Source organism: Streptomyces zaomyceticus, assembly GCF_014656215.1.
GTDB lineage: Bacteria > Actinomycetota > Actinomycetes > Streptomycetales > Streptomycetaceae > Streptomyces > Streptomyces zaomyceticus.
In genome coordinates this window covers 561,617-583,256 of the sequence record NZ_BNBZ01000001.1, presented here as the reverse complement: position 1 = coordinate 583,256, position 21,640 = coordinate 561,617, and the positions used below count along the sequence as shown (strand labels likewise).

Below are 21,640 nucleotides of genomic sequence, written 5' to 3'. Positions count from 1 at the left end.
CGGGGACGTGGAAATCCCCGGAGGAGGCACTCCGTCATGACCGGGTCCCGTCGCGCCCTGCTGCCCGCCGCCGTCCTGCTCCCGCTGCTCGCCGCCTGCTCGGCCACCCCCTCGGCGCCCGCCGCGAAGGCCGCACCGGGGTTCCCCTACACCGTCACCAACTGCGGTGTGAAGACGACGTACCAGGCCCCGCCGCAGCGCGCGGTCACCATGAACCAGCACGTCACCGAGGTCATGCTCGCCCTCGGCCTGGAGAAATCGCTCGTCGGCACGGCCTACCTCGACGACGCCGTCCTCCCCGCGTACAAGAAGGCGTACGACAGCGTCCCCGTGCTCGCGAAGGAGTACCCCTCCAAGGAGGCCCTGCTCGCCGCGAACCCCGACTTCGTGTACGGCGGTTACTCCTCCGCCTTCGCGGCCAAGGACGGCCGCGGCCGCGACGACCTGAAGCGCGCGGGCATCGACACCCGCCTCAACACCGAGTACTGCCCGACCGGTTCGCCCTCCGTCGACGACCTCTACCGCGAAGTCCGCGAGACCGGACGGACCTTCGGCGTCCCCGACCGGGCCGAGACCTGGATCAAGGAGGCGCGGGCCACCGTCGCCGCCACCGGGAAGCGCCTCAAGGACGTCGAGCCGGTCTCCGTCTTCGTCTACGACAGCGGCGACAAGACCGCCTTCACCGCAGGCGGCAAGGGCATCGGCAACGAGCTCATCACCCGGGCCGGCGGCGTCAACGTCTTCGCCGACCTCGACAAGCCCTTCGGCGACGCCACCTGGGAACAGGTCGTCGCCCGCAAGCCCGAGGTCGTCGTCATCTACGACTACGGCTCCACCACCGTCGAACAGAAGAAGAAGCGGCTCCTCGACGACCCGGCGCTGAAGGACGTCCCCGCGATCAAGAACCGCCGGTTCGCCGTCATGCCGCTCTCCGACACCGTCCTCGGCGTCCGCGTCCCGGCCGCCGTCGACAAGCTGGCCGCCCAGCTCCACCCGGCCCGATGAGCCCGACGGCCCGCACCGCGGGCCCGGCGGGGGAGCCCACCGGCGCGCCGGGCGCCCCGGAAGACCCGCAGGCCCCGCCCCGCCAGGACACACCGGCCACCGGTGCGGCCGGTGCGGCCGGTGCAGGCCGGCCCGCAGGGCCCGAACGGCCCGGTCGGCCCGGTGCGGGGAGCCCGGGGGCACCCGTCCGGAAGGCCGGCCCACCACCGCGGACCGGTGGCGGGCCCCTGCGGTACACGGTCGTCGTCACCGGGCTTCTCCTCGCCCTGGCCGCCGCCGCGACCGCCTCCCTGGCCCTCGGCTCCGTCCGCATCCCGCCCGGCCAGGTGCTCGACGCCCTCACCGGGCGCTCCGGCCCCTCCCCGTTCCGGACCATCGTCCTCGACGTACGGCTGCCCCGGGTCCTGCTCGGGGCGGTCGTCGGCGCCGGACTCGCCGTCGTCGGCGCCGTCCTCCAGGCCCTCGTCCGCAACCGGCTCGCCGACCCCTTCCTCCTCGGGATCTCCTCCGGCGCCTCCGCCGGAGCCGTCCTCGTCCTGGTCCTCGGCGGGGGAGTCGGCCTCGTCGGAGGCGTGACCACCACCCTCGCCCTGCCCGCCGGCGCCTTCGTGGGCGCCCTGCTCTCCCTCGTCCTCGTCTACGGGCTCGCCCGCACGGGCGGCACGCTGACCAGCACCCGGCTCGTCCTCGCCGGAGTCGCCGTCTCCTACATCCTCTCCGCCCTCGCCACCCTGCTCCTGGTCGTCGCCGGACGTCCCGAACAGTTCCAGGAGGCCATGTACTGGTCCCTCGGCGGCCTCGGCAGCGCCCGCTGGGACACCCTGGCCCTGCCCGCCGTCGTCCTCGCCGTCGGCGTCGGCGCCCTCCTCACCCTCGCCCGCCCGCTCGACCTCCTCCTCGTCGGCGAGGAGGAGGCCACCGTCCTCGGCCTCGACACCGCCCGCTTCCGCGCCGCCGTCTTCGTCCTCGCCTCCCTCGTCACCGCCGTCATGGTCTCCGCGAGCGGAGCCGTCGGCTTCGTCGGACTGATGGCCCCGCACGCCGCCCGGCTCGCCGTCGGCGCCCCGCACCGCAGGCTCCTCCCGGTCGCCGCGCTCGGCGGGGCGCTCGCCCTCGTCCTCGCCGACCTCGCGGCCCGGACCGTCGCCGCACCCCAGGACATCCCCGTCGGCGTCCTCACCGCACTCACCGGCGGCCCGTTCTTCCTCTGGCTGATGCGCCGCCGCCCCGGCCCCGAAGGAGCGGCCCTGTGACCGAACTGCGCCTGCACGGCCTCTCGTACGGGGAACGGCTCCGTGCCGTCGACCTCACCGTCCGCCCCGGCGAGACCGTCGGACTCATCGGCCCCAACGGCAGCGGCAAGACCACCCTCCTGCGCTGCGTCTACGGCACCCTCGTCCCCACCGCGGGCCACGCCCTCCTCGACGGCGACGACCTCCACGCCCTCGGGCCCAAGGCCCGCGCCCGCCGCGTCGCCACCGTCCCCCAGGACAGCGCCACCGAGTTCGAACTCACCGTCCGTGAACTCGTCGCCCTCGGCCGCTCCCCGCACAAACGGTTCTGGGAGGGGGACACCGGCGCCGACCGGGAGCGCGCCGGGGCCGCCCTCGCCCGCGTCGGCCTCGCGGACCTCGCCGACCGCCCGTACCCCACCCTCTCCGGAGGTGAACGCCAGCGGGCCCTCGTCGCCCGCGCCCTCGTCCAGGACCCGGCCCTCCTCGTCCTCGACGAGCCCACCAACCACCTGGACATCCGGCACCAGCTCGACGTCCTCGCCCTCGTCCGGACGCTGGGCACCACCAACCTGCTCGCCCTCCACGACCTCAACCTGGCGGGGGCGTACTGCGACCGGATCTACGTCCTGGAGCGCGGCCGGGTCGTCACCGGCGGCACTCCGGCCGAGGTCCTCACCCCGGCCCTCCTGGAGGCCGTCTACGGTGTGGACACCGAGGTCATCCCGCATCCGAGGACCGGCAGCCCGACCGTCCTCTACATGCACCGTCCGGCAGTCGGTCAGGATCCATCCACCATGTGAGATCACATTCCGGAACCCGGACCGGGAATCGATACGATGTGCCCATGGTTTCCCACGACGTGAGCGAAGAGACTCCGGGCACACCTCTGCTCGTTGCGCGCCTGCACGTCGACCTGTGCCGCCTCGCCGGCGCGATCTGTCCGATCCGCGCTGCGCTCTGAGCGACCGGCCGAGCGCACTTTCGTACGACCCCCCTCCGCGCGGGGCCCCAGCAGCGCGCCCACCACGCCACTTCCGACAGGAGCCCACGCCATGGCCATCGAGGTCCGCATCCCGACCATCCTCCGCACCTACACCGACGGCGAGAAGGCCGTCGAGGGCAGCGGCGCCACCCTCGCCGAGCTCTTCGCCGACCTGGAGACCCGCCACAACGGGATCGAGGCCCGCATCGTCGACGGCGGCAAGCTCCGCCGCTTCGTCAACGTCTACCTGAACGACGAGGACGTCCGCTTCCTCGACGGCATCGACACCAAGCTCACCGACGGCGACAGCGTCACGATCCTGCCGGCCGTCGCCGGTGGCATGGTCTGATCCACATGCGCTACGACTCCTCGCTGGCGGCGGTCGGCAACACACCGCTCGTCCGCCTCCCCCGGCTCTCGCCCTCGGACGACGTCCGCATCTGGGCGAAGCTGGAGGACCGCAACCCGACCGGCTCGGTCAAGGACCGCCCCGCGCTCCACATGGTCGAGCAGGCGGAGAAGGACGGCCGCCTCACCCCCGGCTGCACCATCCTGGAGCCGACCAGCGGCAACACCGGCATCTCCCTCGCCATGGCCGCCAAGCTCAAGGGCTACCGCATCGTCTGCGTCATGCCCGAGAACACCAGCGAGGAGCGGCGCCAGCTGCTCGCCATGTGGGGCGCGGAGATCATCTCGTCCCCCGCGGCGGGCGGCTCGAACACGGCCGTACGCGTCGCCAAGGAGCTCGCCGCCGAGAACCCGTCCTGGGTGATGCTCTACCAGTACGGCAACCCGGACAACGCGGGCGCGCACTACGCCACCACCGGCCCCGAGATCCTCGCCGACCTGCCCTCCATCACCCACTTCGTCGCCGGCCTCGGCACGACGGGCACCCTGATGGGAGTCGGCCGCTACCTGCGCGAGCAGAAGCCCGACGTCAAGATCGTCGCGGCCGAGCCCCGCTACGACGACCTCGTCTACGGCCTCCGGAACCTCGACGAGGGCTTCGTACCGGAGCTGTACGACGCCTCCGTCCTCACCACCCGCTTCTCCGTCGGCTCCGCCGACGCCGTCACCCGCACCCGCGAACTCCTCCAGCAGGAGGGCATCTTCGCGGGCGTCTCCACGGGCGCGGCACTGCACGCGGCCATCGGCGTCGGCAACAAGGCGGTGAAGGCGGGCGAGAGCGCGGACATCGCCTTCGTCGTCGCCGACGGCGGCTGGAAGTACCTGTCGACCGGCCTCTACACGGCGGCGACCACGGAAGAGGCGATCGCGACGGTCCAGGGCCAGCTCTGGGCGTAGGCCGCCCCTCGCGGATCCCGCCCGGCGCACCGCCGGCACCCGCTCCACCGGCCCGCACCGCCCGGCACCCGCTCCACCGGCCCGCTAGCGCGCCAGATGGCGGACCCGGTCCCAGAGGACCGGGTCCGCCATCCCCGCTTTCCGCCGGAAGTCCGACACCGGCACCTCGCGCAGCTCGTCCGTCTCCAGGAAGCTGGGCCGCCCCTGCGCGTCACCCACCGCACCCGGCGGCAGCGCGATCACGCCCGGCCGCTCGTCGTGGTACTTGCTGGTGATCTTGGCGACGAGCGCGTTGTCCCCCCGTACGGACAGCACCAGACAGGGCCGGTCCTTCGAACCCGGCCCGTCCTCGAAGGGCACGTCCGCCCACCAGATCTCGGCCGCGTGCGGCAGACGCGACGGAGCCTTCCGCGGCCCGGTGGGCCGACCGGGCGGCCGGGTCGGCGGCCGGGTCCGTCCCGACGGGCGGCGCGACGACCGCCTCCATCCGTCGGCGAGCGCCACGACCAGCCCGATCACCACGACCGCGACCAGCGCGGGCCACCACGACGTGTCCATACCTCAAGACGGTACCGGCGCGCCTCCCACTCCGCCGCAACGGCCCGCCATCCATCCGAACCGGTGACAGAGCCCGTGAGTTCGCCCACAACGGGCCACCGCAAAGGAGCGACAGGCCCCCGTGCGCCTTACGCTCGACAGACCGCACAGCCTCCCCCTTCCTCAGCGCGCTTTCCGTATCCGTCCACGGAGGTTCCCGCTCCATGAAGCTCACCGTCGTCGGCTGCTCCGGGTCGTTCCCGTCCGCGGATTCGGCCTGTTCGAGCTACCTCGTCGAGGCCGACGGCTTCCGGCTGCTCCTCGACATGGGCAACGGCGCCCTGGGCGAGCTGCAGCGACACATCGGTCTGTACGACCTCGACGCGATCTTCCTCAGCCATCTCCACGCGGACCACTGCATCGACATGTGCGGGTACTTCGTCGCCCGCTACTACCGGCACGAGGGCGGGCGCTGCGACGCGATCCCGGTCTACGCCCCGGAGGGTGCCGAGCAGCGGCTGACCACGGCGTACGCGGACACCCCGTCCCCCACGGCGATGAGCGAGGTCTTCGACTTCCACACCCTGAAGTCGGAGGCGTTCGAGATCGGCCCGTTCTCCGTCCGTACGGAGAAGGTGTGCCATCCGGTCGAGGCGTACGGCATCCGCGTCGAGCACGGCGGCCGCGCGCTCACCTACTCCGGGGACACCGGGGTCTGCGAGTCGCTGCACAAGCTCGCCGAGGGCAGCGACCTCTTCCTCTGCGAGGCCTCCTTCACCCACGGCAAGGAGGACATCCCGGCCCTCCATCTCAACGGCCGGGAGGCGGGGGCGGAGGCGACCCGCTCCTCGGTGGGCCGGCTCGTCCTCACCCACATCCCGCCGTGGACCGACGGCGAACAGAACCTGGCGGACGCGCGCCAGGTGTACAAGGGCCCGTCGGAGCTGGCGCGGCCGGGCGCGGTCTACGAGGTCTGAGGCCGTCCCCGGCAACGGGGTGGTCGGCAACGGGAAGGGCCCCGGAACCGTACGGTTCCGGGGCCCTTCCGTGCTGCGGGTGGGACTCACGCCTTGGTGAGGTCCTCGATCTCCTCGTCGGACTCGCGGCCCGGCGTCGGAAGGTTGAACTTGGTGATCGCGAAGCGGAAGACCACGTAGTAGATCGCCGCGAAGACGAGACCGATCGGGATGATCAGCCACGGCTTGGTCGCGAGGTTCCAGTTCAGCAGGTAGTCGATGCCACCGGCCGAGAAGGTGAAGCCCGCGTGGACACCGAAGGCCCAGGTGACGGCCATGGACACGGCGGTCAGGACGGCGTGGATCGCGTACAGGACCGGCGCGATGAACATGAAGGTGAACTCGATCGGCTCCGTGATACCGGTGACGAAGGAGGTCAGCGCGAGCGAGACCATCATGCCCATCACGGCCTTGCGGCGCTCGGGGCGAGCGGCGTGGGCGATGGCGATGGCGGCGGCCGGGAGGCCGAACATCATGATCGGGAAGAAGCCCGACATGAAGATTCCGGCGCTCGGGTCACCGGCGAAGAAGCGGTTGAGGTCACCGTGGACGACCTCGCCGGCCGCGTTGGTGAAGTCACCGATCTGGAACCACGAGACGGTGTTGACGAACTGGTGCATGCCGACGGGGATCAGCGCGCGGTTGATGAGACCGAAGAGGCCGGCGCCACCGGCGCCGAGGCCGGTCATCCACTCGCCGAAGTTGGAGATGCCCTCACCGATGGGCTCCCAGACCAGACCGAACACGACACCGACGAGGGTGCCGACGAAGGCCATGATGATCGGGACGAGACGGCGGCCGTTGAAGAAGCCGAGCCAGTCGACGAGCTTGGTCCGGTGGAACTTCTGCCACAGGACGGCCGCGATGAGACCCATCAGGATGCCGCCGAGGACACCCGGGTTGTTGAACTTCGCGGCGACGTCGACGCCCTTGTTGGCGGTCGTGTTGATGACGGCGTCGGCGACGGGGAAGGCCTTCAGCACGTTGCTGTAGACCAGGAAGCCGACGAGCGCGGCCAGGGCGGTGGAGCCGTCCGCCTTCTTGGCGAAGCCGATGGCGACACCGATACAGAAGAGCAGGGGCAGATTGTCGAAGACCGCGCCGCCGGCGGTGGCGAAGACAGAGGCGACCTTGTCCCAGCCGAGGCCGTCGGCACCGAACACGTCGGGCTGGCCGAGACGGAGCAAGATACCCGCGGCCGGCAGAACGGCGATCGGCAGCTGCAGGCTGCGACCGACCTTCTGCAGGCCCTGGAACAGGCCGGATCCGCGCTTCGCGGGAGCGGCGGCCTGGGCGGTGGCCGTACTCATCAACTTCCTCCAGTAAGGCAAGGCGCCGCCAGAGGATGGAAAGGGGGGACGGCGACGTCTCGTGGAAACGCGGTGGTCTGGACCGCGTGGTCTACACCAATGAGTGGTGTAGACCAGTTGTAGCACGTGAGACTTAGATAAGGAACCTGCGAATTTTGTGTGCTCAGCCATAGCTGGAAATGCACGACATAAGGCCCCCGGACCGTCAGGTCCAGGGGCCTTTCTCGGGTCTTACGGGAGGGATGAAAGCCCCGTAACGGTCAGGGCTCCGCGGGGTGACCGAAGGGCTACCTGACGTTGTCGAGCCGTCTCACTTGACGTTCTCGCGCTCCATCTCGTCCCCCACCTCGTCCGGCTCGCGGCCCGGCGTCTGGAGGTCGAACTTGGTGATCGCGAACCGGAAGATCGCGTAGTACACGACCGCGAACCCGAGACCGATCGGAATGATCAGCCAGGGCTTCGTCGCCAGGTTCCAGTTGATCACGTAGTCGATCAGACCCGCCGAGAAGCTGAAACCGTCCTTCACCCCGAGCGCCCACGTCACCGCCATCGAGACACCCGTCAGCACCGCGTGGACCGCGTACAGCAGCGGCGCGATGAAGAGGAACGAGTACTCCAGCGGCTCCGTGATGCCCGTGACGAACGAGGTCAGCGCCACCGACAGCATCAGACCGCCCACCTCCTTGCGCCGGTGCGGCTTCGCGCAGTGGGTCATCGCCAGCGCCGCCGCCGGCAGCGCGAACATCATGATCGGGAAGAAGCCCGTCAGGAACTGACCGGCGTTCGGGTCGCCCGCCAGGAACATCGGGATGTCACCGTGGACCACCGTGCCGTCCGGCTTCTCGTACGTGCCGAACTGGAACCAGATGGGCACGTTCAGGAACTGGTGCAGGCCGATCACGAGCAGCGCCCGGTTCGCCACGCCGAAGATGCCCGCACCCCATTCGTCGAGCCCGACCAGCCAGTCGCTGAAGTTCTCCAGGGCGTCACCGATCGGCGGCCAGATCCACAGGCAGATCGAGGCGAACGCGATCGCCACGAACGTCATGATGATCGGGACGAGGCGGCGGCCGTTGAAGAAGCCCAGCCAGTCGACCAGCTTCGTCCGGTGGTAGCGCTGCCACAGATACGCGGTGAGCAGACCCATCACGATGCCGCCGAAGACACCGGGGTTCTGGTACGTGTAGCCCGCGAAGGAGTCGTCGGCGCCGAGGCAGCCGCCGCCGACGTCCGCCGTGCCCGTCGGGCAGTCCTTCGGGAACTGGCGCAGCACGTTGAAGTAGACGAGAAAGCCGACGACCGCCGCGAGCGCGGTCGAGCCGTCCGACTTCTTCGCCATGCCGATCGCGACACCGATGCAGAACAGCAGCGGCAGACCGAGGTTGCCGTCGAGGAGGGCGCCGCCCGCGCCCGCCATCACCTTCGCGACGTTGTCCCAGCCGAGACCGTCCGCGCCGAAGACGTCCGGCTGCCCGAGCCGGTTGATGATGCCCGCGGCCGGCAGCACGGCGATGGGGAGCTGAAGGCTGCGCCCCATCTTCTGCAGCCCCTGGAAGAGTCCGCCCCACAGGGACTTCTGCGGCCGCGCGGCGGCGCTGTCCGTACTCATCGGCGTCCTCCCTGCCCGGGAACGACCCGGGTCCGCATCTCGTTGCACACTGGTGTAGACCAGTTGCGATAGGCTCCCGGGAGCCCGCTGAGGACAGGCCGCCGGTGATCGTCATCATTCGGCAGAACGGCGGCACTCGCTCGCGAAGTTGGGCCAACCGTGGGTTACCGTGACAAAGCGGACCGCAGGTGCGCCGAGATTCGCGCTCGCGCGAACGGAACGGACAGGGAGAAACACATGGCCACCAAGGCTGAGAAGATCGTCGCCGGACTCGGCGGCATCGGGAACATCGAAGAGGTCGAAGGCTGCATCACCCGCCTGCGCACCGAGGTCGTGGACCCCGCCCTCGTCGACGAGGCCGCCCTCAAGGCCGCCGGCGCCCACGGCGTCGTGAAGATGGGCACCGCGATCCAGGTCGTCATCGGCACCGACGCCGACCCGATCGCCGCCGACATCGAAGACATGATGTGAGCGACTGACACACGTCGGCCGACCCGCATCGGCGAAGGGCCCGTTCCGGCAGGGGAACGGGCCCTTCGTCATGAACGGCCCGGGAGCGAAGGCCGTGCGACCGGAGGGCGAAGACCCCCGGTACCGGGGAGCGAAGTCCCCCGCGACCGGGGAGCGAAGTCCCCCGCGACCGGAGAGCGAAGACCCCTCCCCATGTCCCGCTACGCTCGTCCCATGTCTCGTATCGACGGCCGTACCCCCGAACAGCTCCGCCCCGTCACCATCGACCGCGGATGGAGCAAGCACGCCGAGGGCTCCGTCCTCATCTCCTTCGGCGACACCAAGGTCTTCTGCACCGCCTCCGTCACCGAAGGCGTCCCGCGCTGGCGCAAGGGCAGCGGCGAAGGCTGGGTCACCGGCGAGTACTCCATGCTTCCCCGCGCGACCAACACCCGCGGCGACCGTGAATCCGTCCGCGGCAAGATCGGCGGCCGCACCCACGAGATCTCCCGCCTCATCGGCCGCTCCCTGCGCGCCGTCATCGACTACAAGGCGCTCGGCGAGAACACCATCGTCCTCGACTGCGACGTCCTCCAGGCCGACGGCGGCACCCGCACCGCCGCCATCACCGGCGCCTACGTCGCCCTCGCCGACGCCGTCGCCTGGGCCCAGGGCAAGAAGCTCGTCAAGGCCGGCCGCAAGCCCCTCACCGGCACCGTCGCCGCCGTCTCCGTCGGCATCGTCGACGGCGTCCCCCTCCTCGACCTCTGCTACGAGGAGGACGTCCGCGCCGACACCGACATGAACGTCGTCTGCACCGGCGACGGCCGCTTCGTCGAGGTCCAGGGCACCGCCGAGGCCGAGCCCTTCGACCGCAAGGAGCTCAACGCCCTCCTCGACCTCGCGTCCGGCGGCTGCGCCGAACTCGCCGAGATCCAGCGCAAGGCCCTCGAAGGAACTCTCTGACGCTCCGGCGCGTCACAACGGGCAACGGGCGCACGGATACGATCCGTGCGCCCGCATCAATGTCATGCACAGGGGGAGGACCCGCCTTGAAGCGCCGTCTCGCACTCGCCGTGGCCACGGCCGCCGCACTCACCACCGTCCTGAGCGGCTGTGGAGCCCTCGACAAGGCCATGGACTGCGTCAAGACCGCCGACGCGATAGCCACCTCGGTCACCAAGCTCCAGGACGCCGTCGCCAACGCCTCCAACGACGTCACGCAGATCGAGGAGTCCCTCAACTCGATCTCCACCGAGCTCGGCAACCTCAAGAACACCACCGACAACGCCGACCTCGCCAAGGCCGTCGACGACCTCACCAAGGGGGTCGACTCCGTCCGCACCGCCGTCAAGAACGGCGACACCACCCCGGACATCACCCCCATCACCGACGGGGCCACCGAGATCGGCAAGGTCTGCACCCCGGGATAATCGATGGCATGACCCGTCTGATCCTCGCCACCCGCAACCCGGGAAAGATCACCGAACTCCACGCGATCCTCGCCGACGCAGGTCTCGACCTCGAACTCGTCGGCGCGGACGCGTACCCGGAGATCCCCGACGTCAAGGAAACCGGCGTCACCTTCGCCGAGAACGCCCTCCTCAAGGCCCACGCCCTGGCCAGGGCCACCGGCCTGCCGGCCGTCGCCGACGACTCCGGCCTCTGCGTCGACGTCCTGAACGGCGCCCCCGGCATCTTCTCCGCCCGCTGGTCCGGCACCCATGGCGACGACCGCGCGAACCTGGACCTCCTGCTGGCCCAGCTCTCCGACATCGCCGACGAACACCGGGCCGCCCACTTCGCCTGCGCGGCGGCCCTCGCCCTCCCGGACGGCACGGAGAGGGTGGTGGAAGGCCGCATGCCGGGCACCCTCCGCCACGCCCCGGTGGGCACGAACGGCTTCGGCTACGACCCGATCATCCAGCCGGACGGCCACGAGGTCACCTGCGCGGAGCTGTCGCCGGAGGAGAAGAACGCGATCAGCCACCGAGGGAAGGCGTTCAGGGCGCTGGTACCGGTGGTGAGGGAACTGCTGGGCTGAGTGCCACAGCGAAGGCCTCACCCGTAACAACTTCGGGTGAGGCCTTCGATTTGATGGTCTGTGCGGCCTGAGGGATTCGAACCCTCACGGGATTGCTCCCATCGCGACCTAAACGCGAGGCGTCTGCCGTTCCGCCAAGGCCGCTGGTCGCCCACCATGGTAGCGGGCCTGCGCCTGCCGGAGTATGGATGCCGTTACGTCGACTGGCGGCGCCCGCCACCTCGACACCACGTAGCAGTCTTCGAGTGGCAGTTGGGGCAAAGGTAGCGGAGGTTCTCCTGGCGATTGTCGAGCCAGTCTCCGTTGATGTGGTCGATCTGCAGGGTAATGAGTCCGCCTCTCCACGAACCTTCATTGCCGCACTCGACGCAGCGATACGGGACGCCTACCTCGGTGAGCGCGCGGTGGAGCCGATCGCGGCTTTCGCGCGACGACCCTTCGGGGCGGACCCGGAATACCGTGTGCGCGATGGCTTTCGGCGCCGCGACTCGCACGGTGCCCCACGTGCGTCGTTTGAAGTGCGACGTGTCGAGACCCAGCTCGGCTACTCGGCGTCGTACCCGGCGGTGATTCTGGTCGCTCACCTGGAGACCGAGCGCGCGCATCACGTCGGCGAAGCTGGCGGCAGCAGTCACCGCTGCTCGTAGGCCGTCCTCCGGAACTCCGACGCGCCTGTGAGTGAAGTGGGCGATGTCAATTCCGCGCTTGTGGAGCATGTGCCTGAGCGCGGCCCGGGATCTGCCGTCATCGCCTACGCCCAGCAGGCGCGCCATTGCCCTGATGCTCTGCGTGGCCGCTGCGGCTGTCTTGAGCTCTTCCGTGGTGAACGGAAGGTCCGTGGTCGATCGATTCAGGCCGGGGAACTGCGTCACGTCGATTCCGGCTGCTGCGATCCGTCTGCTGATGTGGGAGAGCGTTCCGGTGGCCGGGGGCACGCCGAGCTTCTGCGCGACCTCGCGGAGCGTCGTAGAAGTGGCGACCGCCTCGGCAATGGCGCTGTCTGTGTACTTGCGCCAGGGGCTTTGCTGCTTGAAATGGCTGGTGTCGATGCCGTACTCGGCCACCTTCGTCTGCAGTGTGCGGCGTCGGCCCCCGCTCTCACCGACGCCGAGGCGGCGCATCAGATCCGCCCACCCGCTCGCCTCCTCCACAACGGCAGTGAGCCGTTCCCTCGTGTACGTGCTCGTCCCCATCGCGTCCCTCCCCAGTTCGGATCCCGTACGGATCAACGACCCGAATATCGGACGGTCACGTCATATCGCGTACGAAAAGCGGAGCGGCCCGCACCGGGGTGTCCGGTGGGGGCCGCTCCGGTGGGAACGCGGGGTCAGAACCTCGGTTCCGGGGCCTGGGACATCACCATTTCCGCCGCTTCCTCCGGGGTCTCCACCGACGGTGGGGAGCCCTCCAGGGGCTGTCGGGCCGTCTCCTTCATGCAGGCCACCGCGATCACTCCGACGAGCGCCGCGCCCATCGCGTAGTACGCCGGCATCAGGCTGCTGCCCGTCGCGCCGATCAGGGCGGTGATCACCAGCGGGGTCGTACCGCCGAACAGCGAGGCCGACAGGTTGTAGCCCACCGAGAGGGAGCCGTAGCGGACGTCCGTCGGGAAGAGCGCAGGGAGCGCCGCCGACATCGTGCCGAGCATGCAGACCAGTGACAGGCCGAGCATCAGCATGCCCGCCGTGATCGCCGGCACGCCGCCCCGGCCGATCAGCAGGAACGCGGGCAGCGACAGCAGGAGGAAGCCCAGCATGCCCGCCATCAGGACCGGCTTGCGCCCGAAGTGGTCGCTCAGGCGACCGACCTGAGTGATGATCAGCATGAGGAGGACCATCACCGCGAGCAGGATCAGCAGCCCGTGGGTCTCGCTGTAGCCGAGCTCGTCGGAGAGGTACGTCGGCATGTACGACAGCAGCATGTAGTCGGTGATGTTGTACGCGCCGACGAGCGCGATGCAGAGGATCAGCGTCGGCCACTGTTCCCGGAATATCCTCGCCAGGTCACCCTTGGTCGTGGTCTCCACGGTGTCGGCCGCCTCCGAGGCGCGCGCCGACTCGCTCTCCAGCTTCTGGAAGGCGGGCGTCTCGTCGAGCCGCAGCCGCAGGTAGAGGCCGACCAGGCCCAGCGGGCCGGCCACCAGGAACGGCACGCGCCAGCCCCACGCCTCCATCGTGTCGGAGCCGAGCCAGGTGGTGAGGGCCGTGACGAGGCCGGCCGCGGCGACGTATCCGGCGAGGGTGCCGAACTCCAGGAAGCTGCCGAAGTAGCCGCGGCGGCGGTCGGGCGCGTACTCGGCGATGAAGGTCGAGGCGCCGCCGTACTCGCCGCCGGTGGAGAAGCCCTGGAGCATCCGGAAGAGGACCAGGAGCGCGGGTGCCCAGAAGCCGATCGAGGCGTACGAGGGGATCAGGCCGATCGCGAAGGTGCCGACGGCCATGAGGATCATGGTCAGTGCGAGGACCTTCTTGCGGCCGAGCCGGTCACCCATCGGGCCGAACACCATGCCGCCGAGCGGGCGGACCAGGAAGGCGACCGCGAAGGTCGCGAACGACGACAGCAGCTGGACCGTGTCGTTGCCGGACGGGAAGAAGACGTGGCCGAGGGTGACGGCGAGGTAGGCGTAGATGCCGAAGTCGAACCATTCCATGGCGTTGCCGAGCGAGGCCGCCTTCACGGCCCGCTTGACCGCCGCCTCGTCGGTCACCGTGATGTCGGTCCGGCGCAGCCGGGGCTTCCGGCGCCGGGTGACGGCCCGGAACAGGTACGGATGGCGCCGCTGGGCCTCGGGATCGGCGGCGGGATCGTCGCGGTCTGTGGCCGGCATGGCCGTACGTCCTCTCTCCGGGAAAACTCCAGAGGACCTTCTGCGCGGTCGTGCCGTTCGCAAACGGAAACCGCCCGGGAATGGGACGTGGGTCACGTCCCGTTCCCGGGCGGTGTGTCACGTCGCCCGGCTCCGGGCGTCGTCACGTCGCCCCGTCCGGGGCGTCCGGTCAGGCTTCGATCGAGAGGTCCCTGAGGATCTTGGCGACGTGGCCGGTGGCCTTCACGTTGTAGAAGGCGTGCTCCACCTTGCCGTCCTCGTCCACGACGATCGTCGAGCGGATCACGCCCGTCACCGTCTTGCCGTAGAGCTTCTTCTCGCCGAAGGCGCCGTACGCCTCCAGGGTCTCCTTCTCCGGGTCGCCGACCAGCGTGACCTTGAGGTTCTCCTTCTCGCGGAACTTCGCCAGCTTCTCCGGCTTGTCCGGGGAGACGCCGATGACGTCGTAGCCCGCGGCCGCGAGGAGGTCCAGGTTGTCCGTGAAGTCGCAGGCCTGCTTCGTGCAGCCGGGGGTGAGGGCGGCCGGGTAGAAGTAGACGATGACCTTGCGGCCCTTGTGGTCCGCGAGGGAGACCTCGTTGCCGTCCGCGTCGGGCAGGGTGAAGGCGGGGGCGGTGTCGCCGGGCTGCAGTCGCTCGCTCATGGCTCTCCTCGGGATGGTTCGCGTACGCGTTCAGAGCCTAATGGGGGTCTGGGACGACCCGAAGGCGACAGAGCTGACAGACTGTCCACAAGGACCGATCAACGACCGGATCACGACCCCACCGGATCACGACTACGGAGGCAGCGCGGTGTCGGATGCCAGGACCCCTGCGCAGATCGAGGCGGACATCGTCCGCCGGCGCGAGCAGCTCGCCGTCACTCTCGACGAGATCGGCATTCGGATGCACCCGAAGACGATCATCGGGGACGCGAAGGCCAAGGTCGCCTCGACGGTCGACCAGACCGCCGGGCGCGCCTTCGTCGCCGTCAACCGGGTCGTCTCGGATGTGAAGGCACGTTTCACCCATGAGGACGGCGCGCCCCGCCTGGAGCGTGTGGTGCCGGCGGCCCTGGTCGCCGTGGCGGTGATCGGGCTGCTCGCCGCGTCCTCCCGCAAGGGCAGGGGATGACCCCTCCCCGCCAGGGGCAGGGGATGACTCCTCCCCGCCACGGGTGGGGGACGACCCCTCCCCGCGGTGGGTGTCACGGCCGGGCAGGTAGGTTCACCCCGTGAGCGAGAACACGCACGACAAGCTGCCCATCCGGATGCTTCACGACCGGGTCCTGGTCCGCACCGACTCCCCGGAGGGGGAGCGGCGTTCCGGCGGCGGCATCCTGATTCCGGCGACCGCCGCCGTCGGCCGCCGGCTTTCCTGGGCCGAGGTGGTGGCGGTCGGTCAGAACGTCCGTACCGTCGAGATCGGCGACCGGGTGCTCTACGACCCGGAGGACCGTGCCGAGGTCGAGGTGCGGGGTGTCGCGTACGTCCTGATGCGGGAGCGGGATCTGCACGCGGTGGCCGCGGACCGGTTCCAGGGCACGACGGACTCGACCGGGCTCTATCTGTAGCCGTGGATCCGCAGCCGTGCGGCTGTGGCGGTGATTTTTCCGGAAGGCCCTGGTGACCACTGTCACCAGGGCCTTCCGTCGTTCTTTGCTAGCCTGGGGACACCCGACGAGACGCGCCGTACCGGGATTCCGACAAGACGACGCACCCCTGTTGTTCCGTCTCGCGGAGGTGTTGTCGTCATGGCCTGGGTTCTTCTTGTCGTCGCGGGTCTGCTGGAAGTCGGCTGGTCGATCGGGATGAAGTACACCGACGGCTTCACGCGGCTCTGGCCCAGTGTGTTCACCGGCGCGGGGATCGTCGCCTCCATGGTGCTTCTCTCGCATGCCGCCAAGACCCTGCCCATCGGTACCGCGTACGGCGTGTGGGTCGGGATCGGCGCGGCCGGTGCGGCGGTGCTCGGCATGGTGGTGCTCGGGGAGCCGGCGACCGCCGCCCGGATCTTCTTCGTCTGTCTGCTCCTGGTCGCCGTGGTGGGGCTCAAGGCGACCTCGGGTCACTGACCGGGGCCGGATCGGGGCGGGGCGGGTCTGCGGGGGGTCGCTCCCGGGCCCGCCTGGCCCGTCTCGCCCGCCTCTCCCGTTCCTCCCGTCGCTCCGGTACCGAAGCCCTCCTCGGCCGTGCCGGGCGTGTCGGCGGTGTCGGGCCGGTGGGGCCTGTCGGGGGTGCCGGCCGTGTCGGGCCGGTCCGTTCCCCGGGGGTCGTCGGGTCGCCCGGTCTTGTTGGCCCTGACGGCCTCCTCGACCCTGTCGGTGCCGTCCCTGCCGTCCCTGCCGTCCCTGCCGTCGACTCCGTCGGTTCCGGTGGCCGCGTCGGTGCCCTCCGGGCCGTCCGGGAACGGTGGTACCGGGGGCATCTCCGTCGCCCCCGGCATCAGCCGGAGGTCGAAGTCCCGCGGCGCGGTCCCCGCCAGGGCCTCGCGGGTGAACTCCCCCCAGATCTCGGCAGGGGGCCCGCCGCCGTTGATCCGGGTCTGTCCGAGGGCTCCGTACAGGGACTCCTGCCGGCCCGTCTCCGGGTCCTGGCTCATCAGGGCGACGACCGTCGCGAGTTCCGGGGTGTAGCCGGCGAACCAGGCGGCCTTGTCGTCCTCGGCCGTGCCCGTCTTGCCCGCGGCGGGCCGGCCGGCGGCCTGCGCGGCCGTTCCGCTGCCCACCTCGACGACGCTCCGCAGGATGGCCGTGGTCGTGTCGGCGGCCTCGCGGCTCACCGCCTGCCGGGTCTCGCCGGCCGGTGCCGTCAGCTCCTGGTCGTCCCTGGTGATCCGTTCGACCAGGGTGTACGTGCCGTGCCTGCCGTGCGCGGCGAGGGTGGCGTAGGCCGTGGCCATGTCGAGGACGCTGGCGGTGGCGGGGCCGAGCGCGATGGAGGGTGAGGCGGTGAGGTCGGGGGTGGAGCCGGGGAGCCCGAGGGCGATCGCGGTCCGCCGTACGTGTCCGGGGCCGACGTCGACGGCCATCTGGGCGTACACGGCGTTCACGGAGAGGTCGGTGGCGGTGCCGACGGGGATCTGTCCGTAGTTCTCGTCGTCCTCGTTGGCGGGGTCGTACGGTCCCCCGTTCCAGCCTTCGACCGGGCGCCGGTTGCTCCCGTCGTAGAGGGTGTGCGGGGTGATGGTTTCGCCGTGCTGGGTCTGGGAGCCGCTCTGTACGGCGGCCGTGAAGACGAAGGGCTTGAAGGTGGAGCCGACCTGGTAGTCGCGGCGGGTGGCGTTGTTGACGTATTGCCGGGTGTAGTCGACGCCGCCGTACATGGCGAGGACCTTGCCGTTCGCGGGGTCGACGGCCGCCGCCCCGACCCGTACGTACCGGTCGGCGGGGACGCGCGTGGGGTCGAGGCGGGTCATGACCCGTTCCTCGACGGCCTGGACGAGTGCGTCCTGTTTGGCGGGTTCGAGGGTGGTGGTGATGCGGAAGCCGCCGCCGGCGAGGGTCTTCTCGTCGACGATGCCGTGGTCGGTGAGGTACTCCTCGACGGCCTGGACCAGGTAGCCGCGCTGTCCGGAGAGGCCGGTCGCGGGGCGGGCGGTCTGGGGAGCGGGGAAGCGGACGCCGGCGCGGTCGGCGCGGGTGAGCCAGCCCTCGGTGACCATGCCGTCGAGGACGTAGTTCCAGCGGGCGACGGCCTTGGCGCGGTTCTCGGGGTGGGTGGTGACGTCGTAGGCGTTGGGGGCCTTGAGGAGGGAGGCGAGGTAGGCGCCCTCGGCGGTGTCGAGGCGTTCGACGTCCTTGCCGTAGTAGGCGCGGGCGGCGGCCTGGACGCCGTACGCGTTCCGTCCGAAGTAGCTGGTGTTCAGATAGCCCTGGAGGATCTCCTCCTTGCTCTTCTCGCGGCCCAGCTTGATCGCGATGAAGAACTCCTTCGCCTTGCGGGTGAGGGTCTGCTCCTGGCCCAGGTAGTAGTTCTTGACGTACTGCTGGGTGATGGTGGAGCCGGACTGGCGGCCCTTGCCGGTGACGGTGTTCCAGGCGGCGCGGACCATCGCCTTGGGGTCGACGGCGCGCGAGGTGTGGAAGTCGCGGTCCTCGGCGGCGAGGACGGCCTGCCGGACGGTGAGCGGGACGCGGTCGAGCCGTACGTTCTCGCGGTTGACCTCGCCGTCCCGGGCGAGGGGGCTGCCGTCGCGGTAGAGGTAGACGTTGGACTGGGCGACGGCGGTGGCGTTGGCGGGCGGGATCTCCACCAGGAGGTAGCCGGCGGCGAAGGCGCCGGCGAGCAGCAGGGTGCCGAGGAGGAGGAGCCCGGAGAGGGTGCGCAGGAGGCGGCGGGGACGGCGCTTCGGTGCGGGGGGTGGCTTCGGTGCGGAGAGGGTGGGGTCCCTCGGCTCCCAGCTCGTCGGGCGGGCTGGCCGGGGGGCGTCGGAGTCGCTCGTGCCGGAGGAAAGGGGCATGGCATCTCATATTGCCCCCAAGGTGACGAAACTCCTGAATGCGACCCGAAGGTGACGGAAAATCCGGTCGCGGTGTCGCCGTGGGCCCCGCTAGGGTCGTGCGCTTCGGCGTTTTTCCGCCTTTGACGGACTTGATGTCCCACGCACCGGAAGGGGGAGCGGCATGCTGCGGCTGTACGCGACGGTGGCCGCGGGCGGCTTCCGGCGTCATGCCACCTATCGGGTGGCGACGGCGGCGGGTGTCTTCACCAACACCGTCTTCGGCTTCATCCTGTCGTACACGTACATCGCCCTCTGGGACGAACGCCCGCAGCTCGGCGGGTACTCCATGGACGACGCCCTCGCCTATGTGTGGATCGGGCAGGCGCTGATCACGGTCTGCGGGATGATGGGCGGCGGCTTCGAGGACGAGCTGATCGAGCGGATCAGGACCGGTGACATCGCGGTCGACCTCTACCGTCCCGCCGACCTCCAGCTCTGGTGGTTCTCGGCCAATCTGGGCCGGTCCGCCTTCCAGCTGCTCGGCCGGGGCGTCGTCCCGATGGCGGTCGGCTGGCTGGCCTTCCGCTTCACGCTGCCGTCGGGGCCGGGGTCCTGGCTCGCGTTCCTGGTGGCCGTGGCGCTGGGCTCCACGGTCAGTTTCGCGATCTGGTACCTGGTGGCGATGAGCGCATTCTGGCTGATGGACGGTCAGGGGGCGGTGCAGATGGCCTGGCTGGGCGGCCTGTTCTTCTCGGGGATGCTGCTTCCGCTGAACGTCTTCCCGGGGGCGCTGGGCGAGATCGCCCGGGTGCTGCCGTGGGCGTCGCTGCTCCAGGTGCCGGCCGATGTGTACCTGGGGAAGTACGAGGGCCTGGGGCTCGTGGGGGCGTACGCCTTCCAGGGCTGCTGGGCGCTGGTCCTGTTCGGCGCGGGTCGGGCGGCGCAGGCGGCGGCGACCAGGAAGGTGGTGGTCCAGGGTGGCTGAGGTCGCGGGCGCGGACCGGCCGGACCGGGCGGACGGCTCGCCCCAGGGAGGCGGGGCGGGCGGGGCGGACCGCTCGTCCCAGGAGGGCGGGGGCCCCGGAGGGCGTACGTACGGACTCCTCGCCGACTCCTGGCGTACGTACCGCATGGTCGCCGGCATGTGGATCCGCTCCACGATGACGTACCGCTCGTCCTTCGTGCTCACGCTCCTCACCAGCTTTTGCGCGACCTTCTTCGACTTCGTCGTCATCCTCCTGATGTTCGGCCAGGTGGAGGGCCTCGGAGGCTTCGCGTTCGCGGAGGTGGCGCTGCTGTACGGGACGGCGGGCACGGCGTTCGGGATCGCCGACCTGACGATGGGCTCGCTGCAGCGGATGGGCAGGCGGGTGCGGGACGGCTCGCTCGACACGTTCCTGCTGCGCCCGGCGCCGCTGCTCGCGCAGGTCGCGGGGGACAAGTTCGCGCTGCGGCGGTTCGGCCGGGTCCTCCAGGGGCTGTTCGTCCTGGTGTGGGCCCTGGTCCTGCTGGACGTGGAGTGGACGCCGCTGAAGGTGGCCCTGCTGCCGGTGACGGTGGTCTGCGGGGCGGTGATCTTCTCGGCGGTGATGGTGCTGGGCGCGTCGGCGCTCTTCTGGATGCAGGACGCGGCGGAGGTGACGAGCTCGTTCACGTACGGCGGGAACAACCTCCTCGCGTACCCGCCGACGATCTTCGCCCAGGACCTGGTGCGGGGTGTCGTGTACGTCGTGCCGCTGGCGTTCGTGAACTGGCTTCCCGCGCTGTACATCCTCGGCCGGCCCGCCCCGGCGGGGGTGCCGGAGTGGGCGGCGTTCGTCTCGCCGCTGGTGGCGGCGGCCTGCTGCGGGGTGGCGGCGCTGGCGTGGCGGGCCGGAGTCCGTTCGTACCGATCGACAGGAAGCTGAGGCGGGCCGTGCCCTTCATCGAACTGGAATCACTGGAGAAGACCTTCACGGTCCGCCGGAAGGCAGGCCTGTTCCGGCGTGAGAGGAGAGAGGTCCGGGCGGTCGACGGCATCAGCTTCGGCGTCGAGCGGGGCGAGATGGTCGGCTACATCGGCCCGAACGGCGCCGGGAAGTCGACCACGATCAAGATGCTCACCGGCATCCTCACCCCCACCGGCGGCCGGCCGTCGGGTCGCCGGCATCGACCCCTCGCGCGAGCGGACCCGGCTGGCGCAGCGGATAGGGGTGGTCTTCGGGCAGCGGACGACGCTGTGGTGGGACCTGCCGCTGAAGGACTCGTACCGGCTGATGCACCGCATGTACCGCATCCCCGACGCCCGCTACCGGGAGAACCTCGACCGCTGTGTGGAGCTCCTGGAGCTGGGGGAACTGCTCGACGTACCGGTACGGCAGCTCTCCCTCGGCCAGCGGATGCGCGGCGACATCGCGGCCGCCCTCCTCCACGACCCCGAGGTGCTGTACCTGGACGAGCCGACCATCGGCCTGGACGTCGTCTCGAAGGCGAGGGTGCGGGAGTTCCTCCGCACCCTCAACACCACACAGGGCACCACCGTCCTCCTCACCACCCACGACCTCACGGACATCGAGCAGCTCTGCTCGCGGGTCATGGTCATCGACCACGGGCGGCTGATGTACGACGGGGAGCTCGCCGGCCTGCACGCCGTGGGGGAGAGCGAACGCCTCCTCGTCGTGGACCTGGAGCGGGAACTGCCCCCGATCGACGTGCCCGGGGCCCGCTTCGTACGGTCGGAGGGCCCCCGCCAGTGGCTCGCCTTCCCGGCCACGTCCTCCGCGGCCCCGCTGGTGGCGGAGGTGGCGGCGAACCATCCCCTCCTCGACCTCTCGGTGCGGGAGCCGGACATCGAGACGGTGATCGCGAAGATGTACGGGGGAACTCGGGACGAGCGCCGGGAGTCCCTGATGTAGGAGGT

The 21,640-nt window shown here is 70.3% G+C and carries 23 protein-coding genes, 1 tRNA gene, 1 pseudogene and 1 riboswitch; of the genes and pseudogenes, 17 read left to right on the top strand and 8 right to left on the bottom strand.

The genetic code is table 11. From position 1 onward, the window contains the following. The first annotated feature begins 36 nt into the window (after nucleotides 1-36). The 6 genes from IE311_RS02560 (at nucleotide 37) to IE311_RS02540 (ending at nucleotide 4,527) form a co-directional block, all read left to right on the top strand. Nucleotides 37-1,005: an ABC transporter substrate-binding protein gene (locus IE311_RS02560; RefSeq protein WP_189829824.1), complete on the top strand. Its 969-nt coding sequence runs from the start codon at nucleotides 37-39 to the stop codon at nucleotides 1,003-1,005. Continuing rightward, nucleotides 1,002-2,258: a FecCD family ABC transporter permease gene (locus IE311_RS02555; protein WP_229901666.1), complete on the top strand. Its 1,257-nt coding sequence runs from the start codon at nucleotides 1,002-1,004 to the stop codon at nucleotides 2,256-2,258. The genes IE311_RS02560 and IE311_RS02555 overlap by 4 nt, the downstream gene beginning before the upstream one ends. After that, entirely contained in the window at nucleotides 2,255-3,040 is a 786-nt protein-coding gene (locus tag IE311_RS02550) for an ABC transporter ATP-binding protein (RefSeq protein WP_189829823.1), read from the top strand. Before IE311_RS02555 ends, IE311_RS02550 begins: the two co-directional genes overlap by 4 nt. Nucleotides 3,041-3,084: 44 nt before the next feature. Continuing rightward, entirely contained in the window at nucleotides 3,085-3,201 is a 117-nt protein-coding gene (locus IE311_RS37280; RefSeq protein WP_364286309.1) for a putative leader peptide, read from the top strand. 91 nt (nucleotides 3,202-3,292) lie between these two features. Beyond that, nucleotides 3,293-3,571: a MoaD/ThiS family protein gene (locus tag IE311_RS02545; protein ID WP_031011677.1), complete on the top strand. Its 279-nt coding sequence runs from the start codon at nucleotides 3,293-3,295 to the stop codon at nucleotides 3,569-3,571. A gap of 5 nt (nucleotides 3,572-3,576) precedes the next feature. Beyond that, the gene (locus IE311_RS02540; RefSeq protein ID WP_189829822.1) at nucleotides 3,577-4,527 is read left to right on the top strand and encodes a PLP-dependent cysteine synthase family protein; all 951 of its coding nucleotides are present in this window, start codon (nucleotides 3,577-3,579) and stop codon (nucleotides 4,525-4,527) included. Between the two features lie 84 nt (nucleotides 4,528-4,611). On the opposite strand, the gene IE311_RS02535 is transcribed toward IE311_RS02540, so the two are convergent. Further along, nucleotides 4,612-5,085: a type II toxin-antitoxin system PemK/MazF family toxin gene (locus tag IE311_RS02535; RefSeq protein WP_189829821.1), complete on the bottom strand. Its 474-nt coding sequence runs from the start codon at nucleotides 5,083-5,085 to the stop codon at nucleotides 4,612-4,614. Between the two features lie 203 nt (nucleotides 5,086-5,288). On the opposite strand from IE311_RS02535, the gene IE311_RS02530 reads away from it, so the two are divergent. Beyond that, entirely contained in the window at nucleotides 5,289-6,041 is a 753-nt protein-coding gene (locus IE311_RS02530) for an MBL fold metallo-hydrolase (RefSeq protein WP_189829820.1), read from the top strand. A gap of 86 nt (nucleotides 6,042-6,127) precedes the next feature. Here IE311_RS02530 and IE311_RS02525 read toward each other — a convergent pair whose 3' ends face one another. Continuing rightward, nucleotides 6,128-7,390: a PTS transporter subunit EIIC gene (locus IE311_RS02525; RefSeq protein ID WP_189829819.1), complete on the bottom strand. Its 1,263-nt coding sequence runs from the start codon at nucleotides 7,388-7,390 to the stop codon at nucleotides 6,128-6,130. A gap of 310 nt (nucleotides 7,391-7,700) precedes the next feature. Beyond that, entirely contained in the window at nucleotides 7,701-8,999 is a 1,299-nt protein-coding gene (locus IE311_RS02520; protein ID WP_189829818.1) for a PTS transporter subunit EIIC, read from the bottom strand. Nucleotides 9,000-9,197: 198 nt separating this feature from the next. Here IE311_RS02520 and IE311_RS02515 point away from each other — a divergent pair, with 198 nt between their 5' ends. The 4 genes from IE311_RS02515 to rdgB all read left to right on the top strand — a co-directional run bounded on the left by IE311_RS02515 (nucleotide 9,198) and on the right by rdgB (nucleotide 11,493). Then, nucleotides 9,198-9,470, top strand: coding sequence for a PTS glucose/sucrose transporter subunit IIB (locus tag IE311_RS02515; RefSeq protein ID WP_268257169.1), 273 nt, complete (start codon nucleotides 9,198-9,200; stop codon nucleotides 9,468-9,470). 213 nt (nucleotides 9,471-9,683) lie between these two features. Then, complete coding sequence (gene rph, locus IE311_RS02510; RefSeq protein WP_189829816.1) at nucleotides 9,684-10,415, top strand: ribonuclease PH; 732 nt, start codon at nucleotides 9,684-9,686, stop codon at nucleotides 10,413-10,415. Nucleotides 10,416-10,474: 59 nt separating this feature from the next. Continuing rightward, the gene (locus IE311_RS02505) at nucleotides 10,475-10,882 is read left to right on the top strand and encodes a hypothetical protein (protein WP_189829815.1); all 408 of its coding nucleotides are present in this window, start codon (nucleotides 10,475-10,477) and stop codon (nucleotides 10,880-10,882) included. A gap of 8 nt (nucleotides 10,883-10,890) precedes the next feature. Next, nucleotides 10,891-11,493, top strand: coding sequence for an RdgB/HAM1 family non-canonical purine NTP pyrophosphatase (rdgB, locus tag IE311_RS02500; protein WP_189829814.1), 603 nt, complete (start codon nucleotides 10,891-10,893; stop codon nucleotides 11,491-11,493). Between the two features lie 61 nt (nucleotides 11,494-11,554). Here the strand turns inward: rdgB and IE311_RS02495 are convergent. From IE311_RS02495 to bcp, 4 genes are all read right to left on the bottom strand, one after another. Next, nucleotides 11,555-11,637, bottom strand: a tRNA-Leu gene (locus IE311_RS02495). A gap of 50 nt (nucleotides 11,638-11,687) precedes the next feature. Continuing rightward, entirely contained in the window at nucleotides 11,688-12,686 is a 999-nt protein-coding gene (locus IE311_RS02490; protein WP_189829813.1) for an HNH endonuclease signature motif containing protein, read from the bottom strand. 134 nt (nucleotides 12,687-12,820) lie between these two features. Next, on the bottom strand, nucleotides 12,821-14,320 hold the full coding sequence (gene proP, locus IE311_RS02485) for a glycine betaine/L-proline transporter ProP (protein WP_189829812.1): 1,500 nt from the start codon (nucleotides 14,318-14,320) through the stop codon (nucleotides 12,821-12,823). Between the two features lie 169 nt (nucleotides 14,321-14,489). Continuing rightward, nucleotides 14,490-14,963 (bottom strand): thioredoxin-dependent thiol peroxidase, encoded by a 474-nt coding sequence (bcp, locus tag IE311_RS02480; RefSeq protein WP_189829811.1) that lies wholly within the window; start codon nucleotides 14,961-14,963, stop codon nucleotides 14,490-14,492. A 148-nt stretch (nucleotides 14,964-15,111) separates the two neighbouring features. On the opposite strand from bcp, the gene IE311_RS02475 reads away from it, so the two are divergent. The 3 genes from IE311_RS02475 to IE311_RS02465 all read left to right on the top strand — a co-directional run bounded on the left by IE311_RS02475 (nucleotide 15,112) and on the right by IE311_RS02465 (nucleotide 16,372). Continuing rightward, nucleotides 15,112-15,432 carry a DUF3618 domain-containing protein gene (locus IE311_RS02475; protein WP_189829810.1) on the top strand — a complete coding sequence of 107 codons (321 nt, stop codon included), beginning with the start codon at nucleotides 15,112-15,114 and terminating at the stop codon, nucleotides 15,430-15,432. 100 nt (nucleotides 15,433-15,532) lie between these two features. Then, complete coding sequence (locus tag IE311_RS02470) at nucleotides 15,533-15,871, top strand: GroES family chaperonin (RefSeq protein WP_189829809.1); 339 nt, start codon at nucleotides 15,533-15,535, stop codon at nucleotides 15,869-15,871. A gap of 77 nt (nucleotides 15,872-15,948) precedes the next feature. Continuing rightward, nucleotides 15,949-16,018: riboswitch (guanidine-III (ykkC-III) riboswitch) on the top strand. Between the two features lie 33 nt (nucleotides 16,019-16,051). Continuing rightward, on the top strand, nucleotides 16,052-16,372 hold the full coding sequence (locus IE311_RS02465) for a DMT family transporter (protein WP_093800677.1): 321 nt from the start codon (nucleotides 16,052-16,054) through the stop codon (nucleotides 16,370-16,372). Here IE311_RS02465 and IE311_RS02460 read toward each other — a convergent pair. Continuing rightward, nucleotides 16,366-18,759: a transglycosylase domain-containing protein gene (locus IE311_RS02460; RefSeq protein WP_189829808.1), complete on the bottom strand. Its 2,394-nt coding sequence runs from the start codon at nucleotides 18,757-18,759 to the stop codon at nucleotides 16,366-16,368. The genes IE311_RS02465 and IE311_RS02460 overlap by 7 nt on opposite strands. Before the next feature lie 166 nt (nucleotides 18,760-18,925). On the opposite strand from IE311_RS02460, the gene IE311_RS02455 reads away from it, so the two are divergent. The 3 genes and pseudogenes from IE311_RS02455 (at nucleotide 18,926) to IE311_RS02445 (ending at nucleotide 21,635) form a co-directional block, all read left to right on the top strand. Then, complete coding sequence (locus tag IE311_RS02455) at nucleotides 18,926-19,726, top strand: ABC transporter permease (protein WP_189829936.1); 801 nt, start codon at nucleotides 18,926-18,928, stop codon at nucleotides 19,724-19,726. Between the two features lie 145 nt (nucleotides 19,727-19,871). Beyond that, nucleotides 19,872-20,648 (top strand): ABC transporter permease, encoded by a 777-nt coding sequence (locus tag IE311_RS02450; RefSeq protein WP_189829935.1) that lies wholly within the window; start codon nucleotides 19,872-19,874, stop codon nucleotides 20,646-20,648. A gap of 8 nt (nucleotides 20,649-20,656) precedes the next feature. Continuing rightward, a pseudogene (locus IE311_RS02445) lies at nucleotides 20,657-21,635 on the top strand (ABC transporter ATP-binding protein). Nucleotides 21,636-21,640 lie beyond the last annotated feature (5 nt).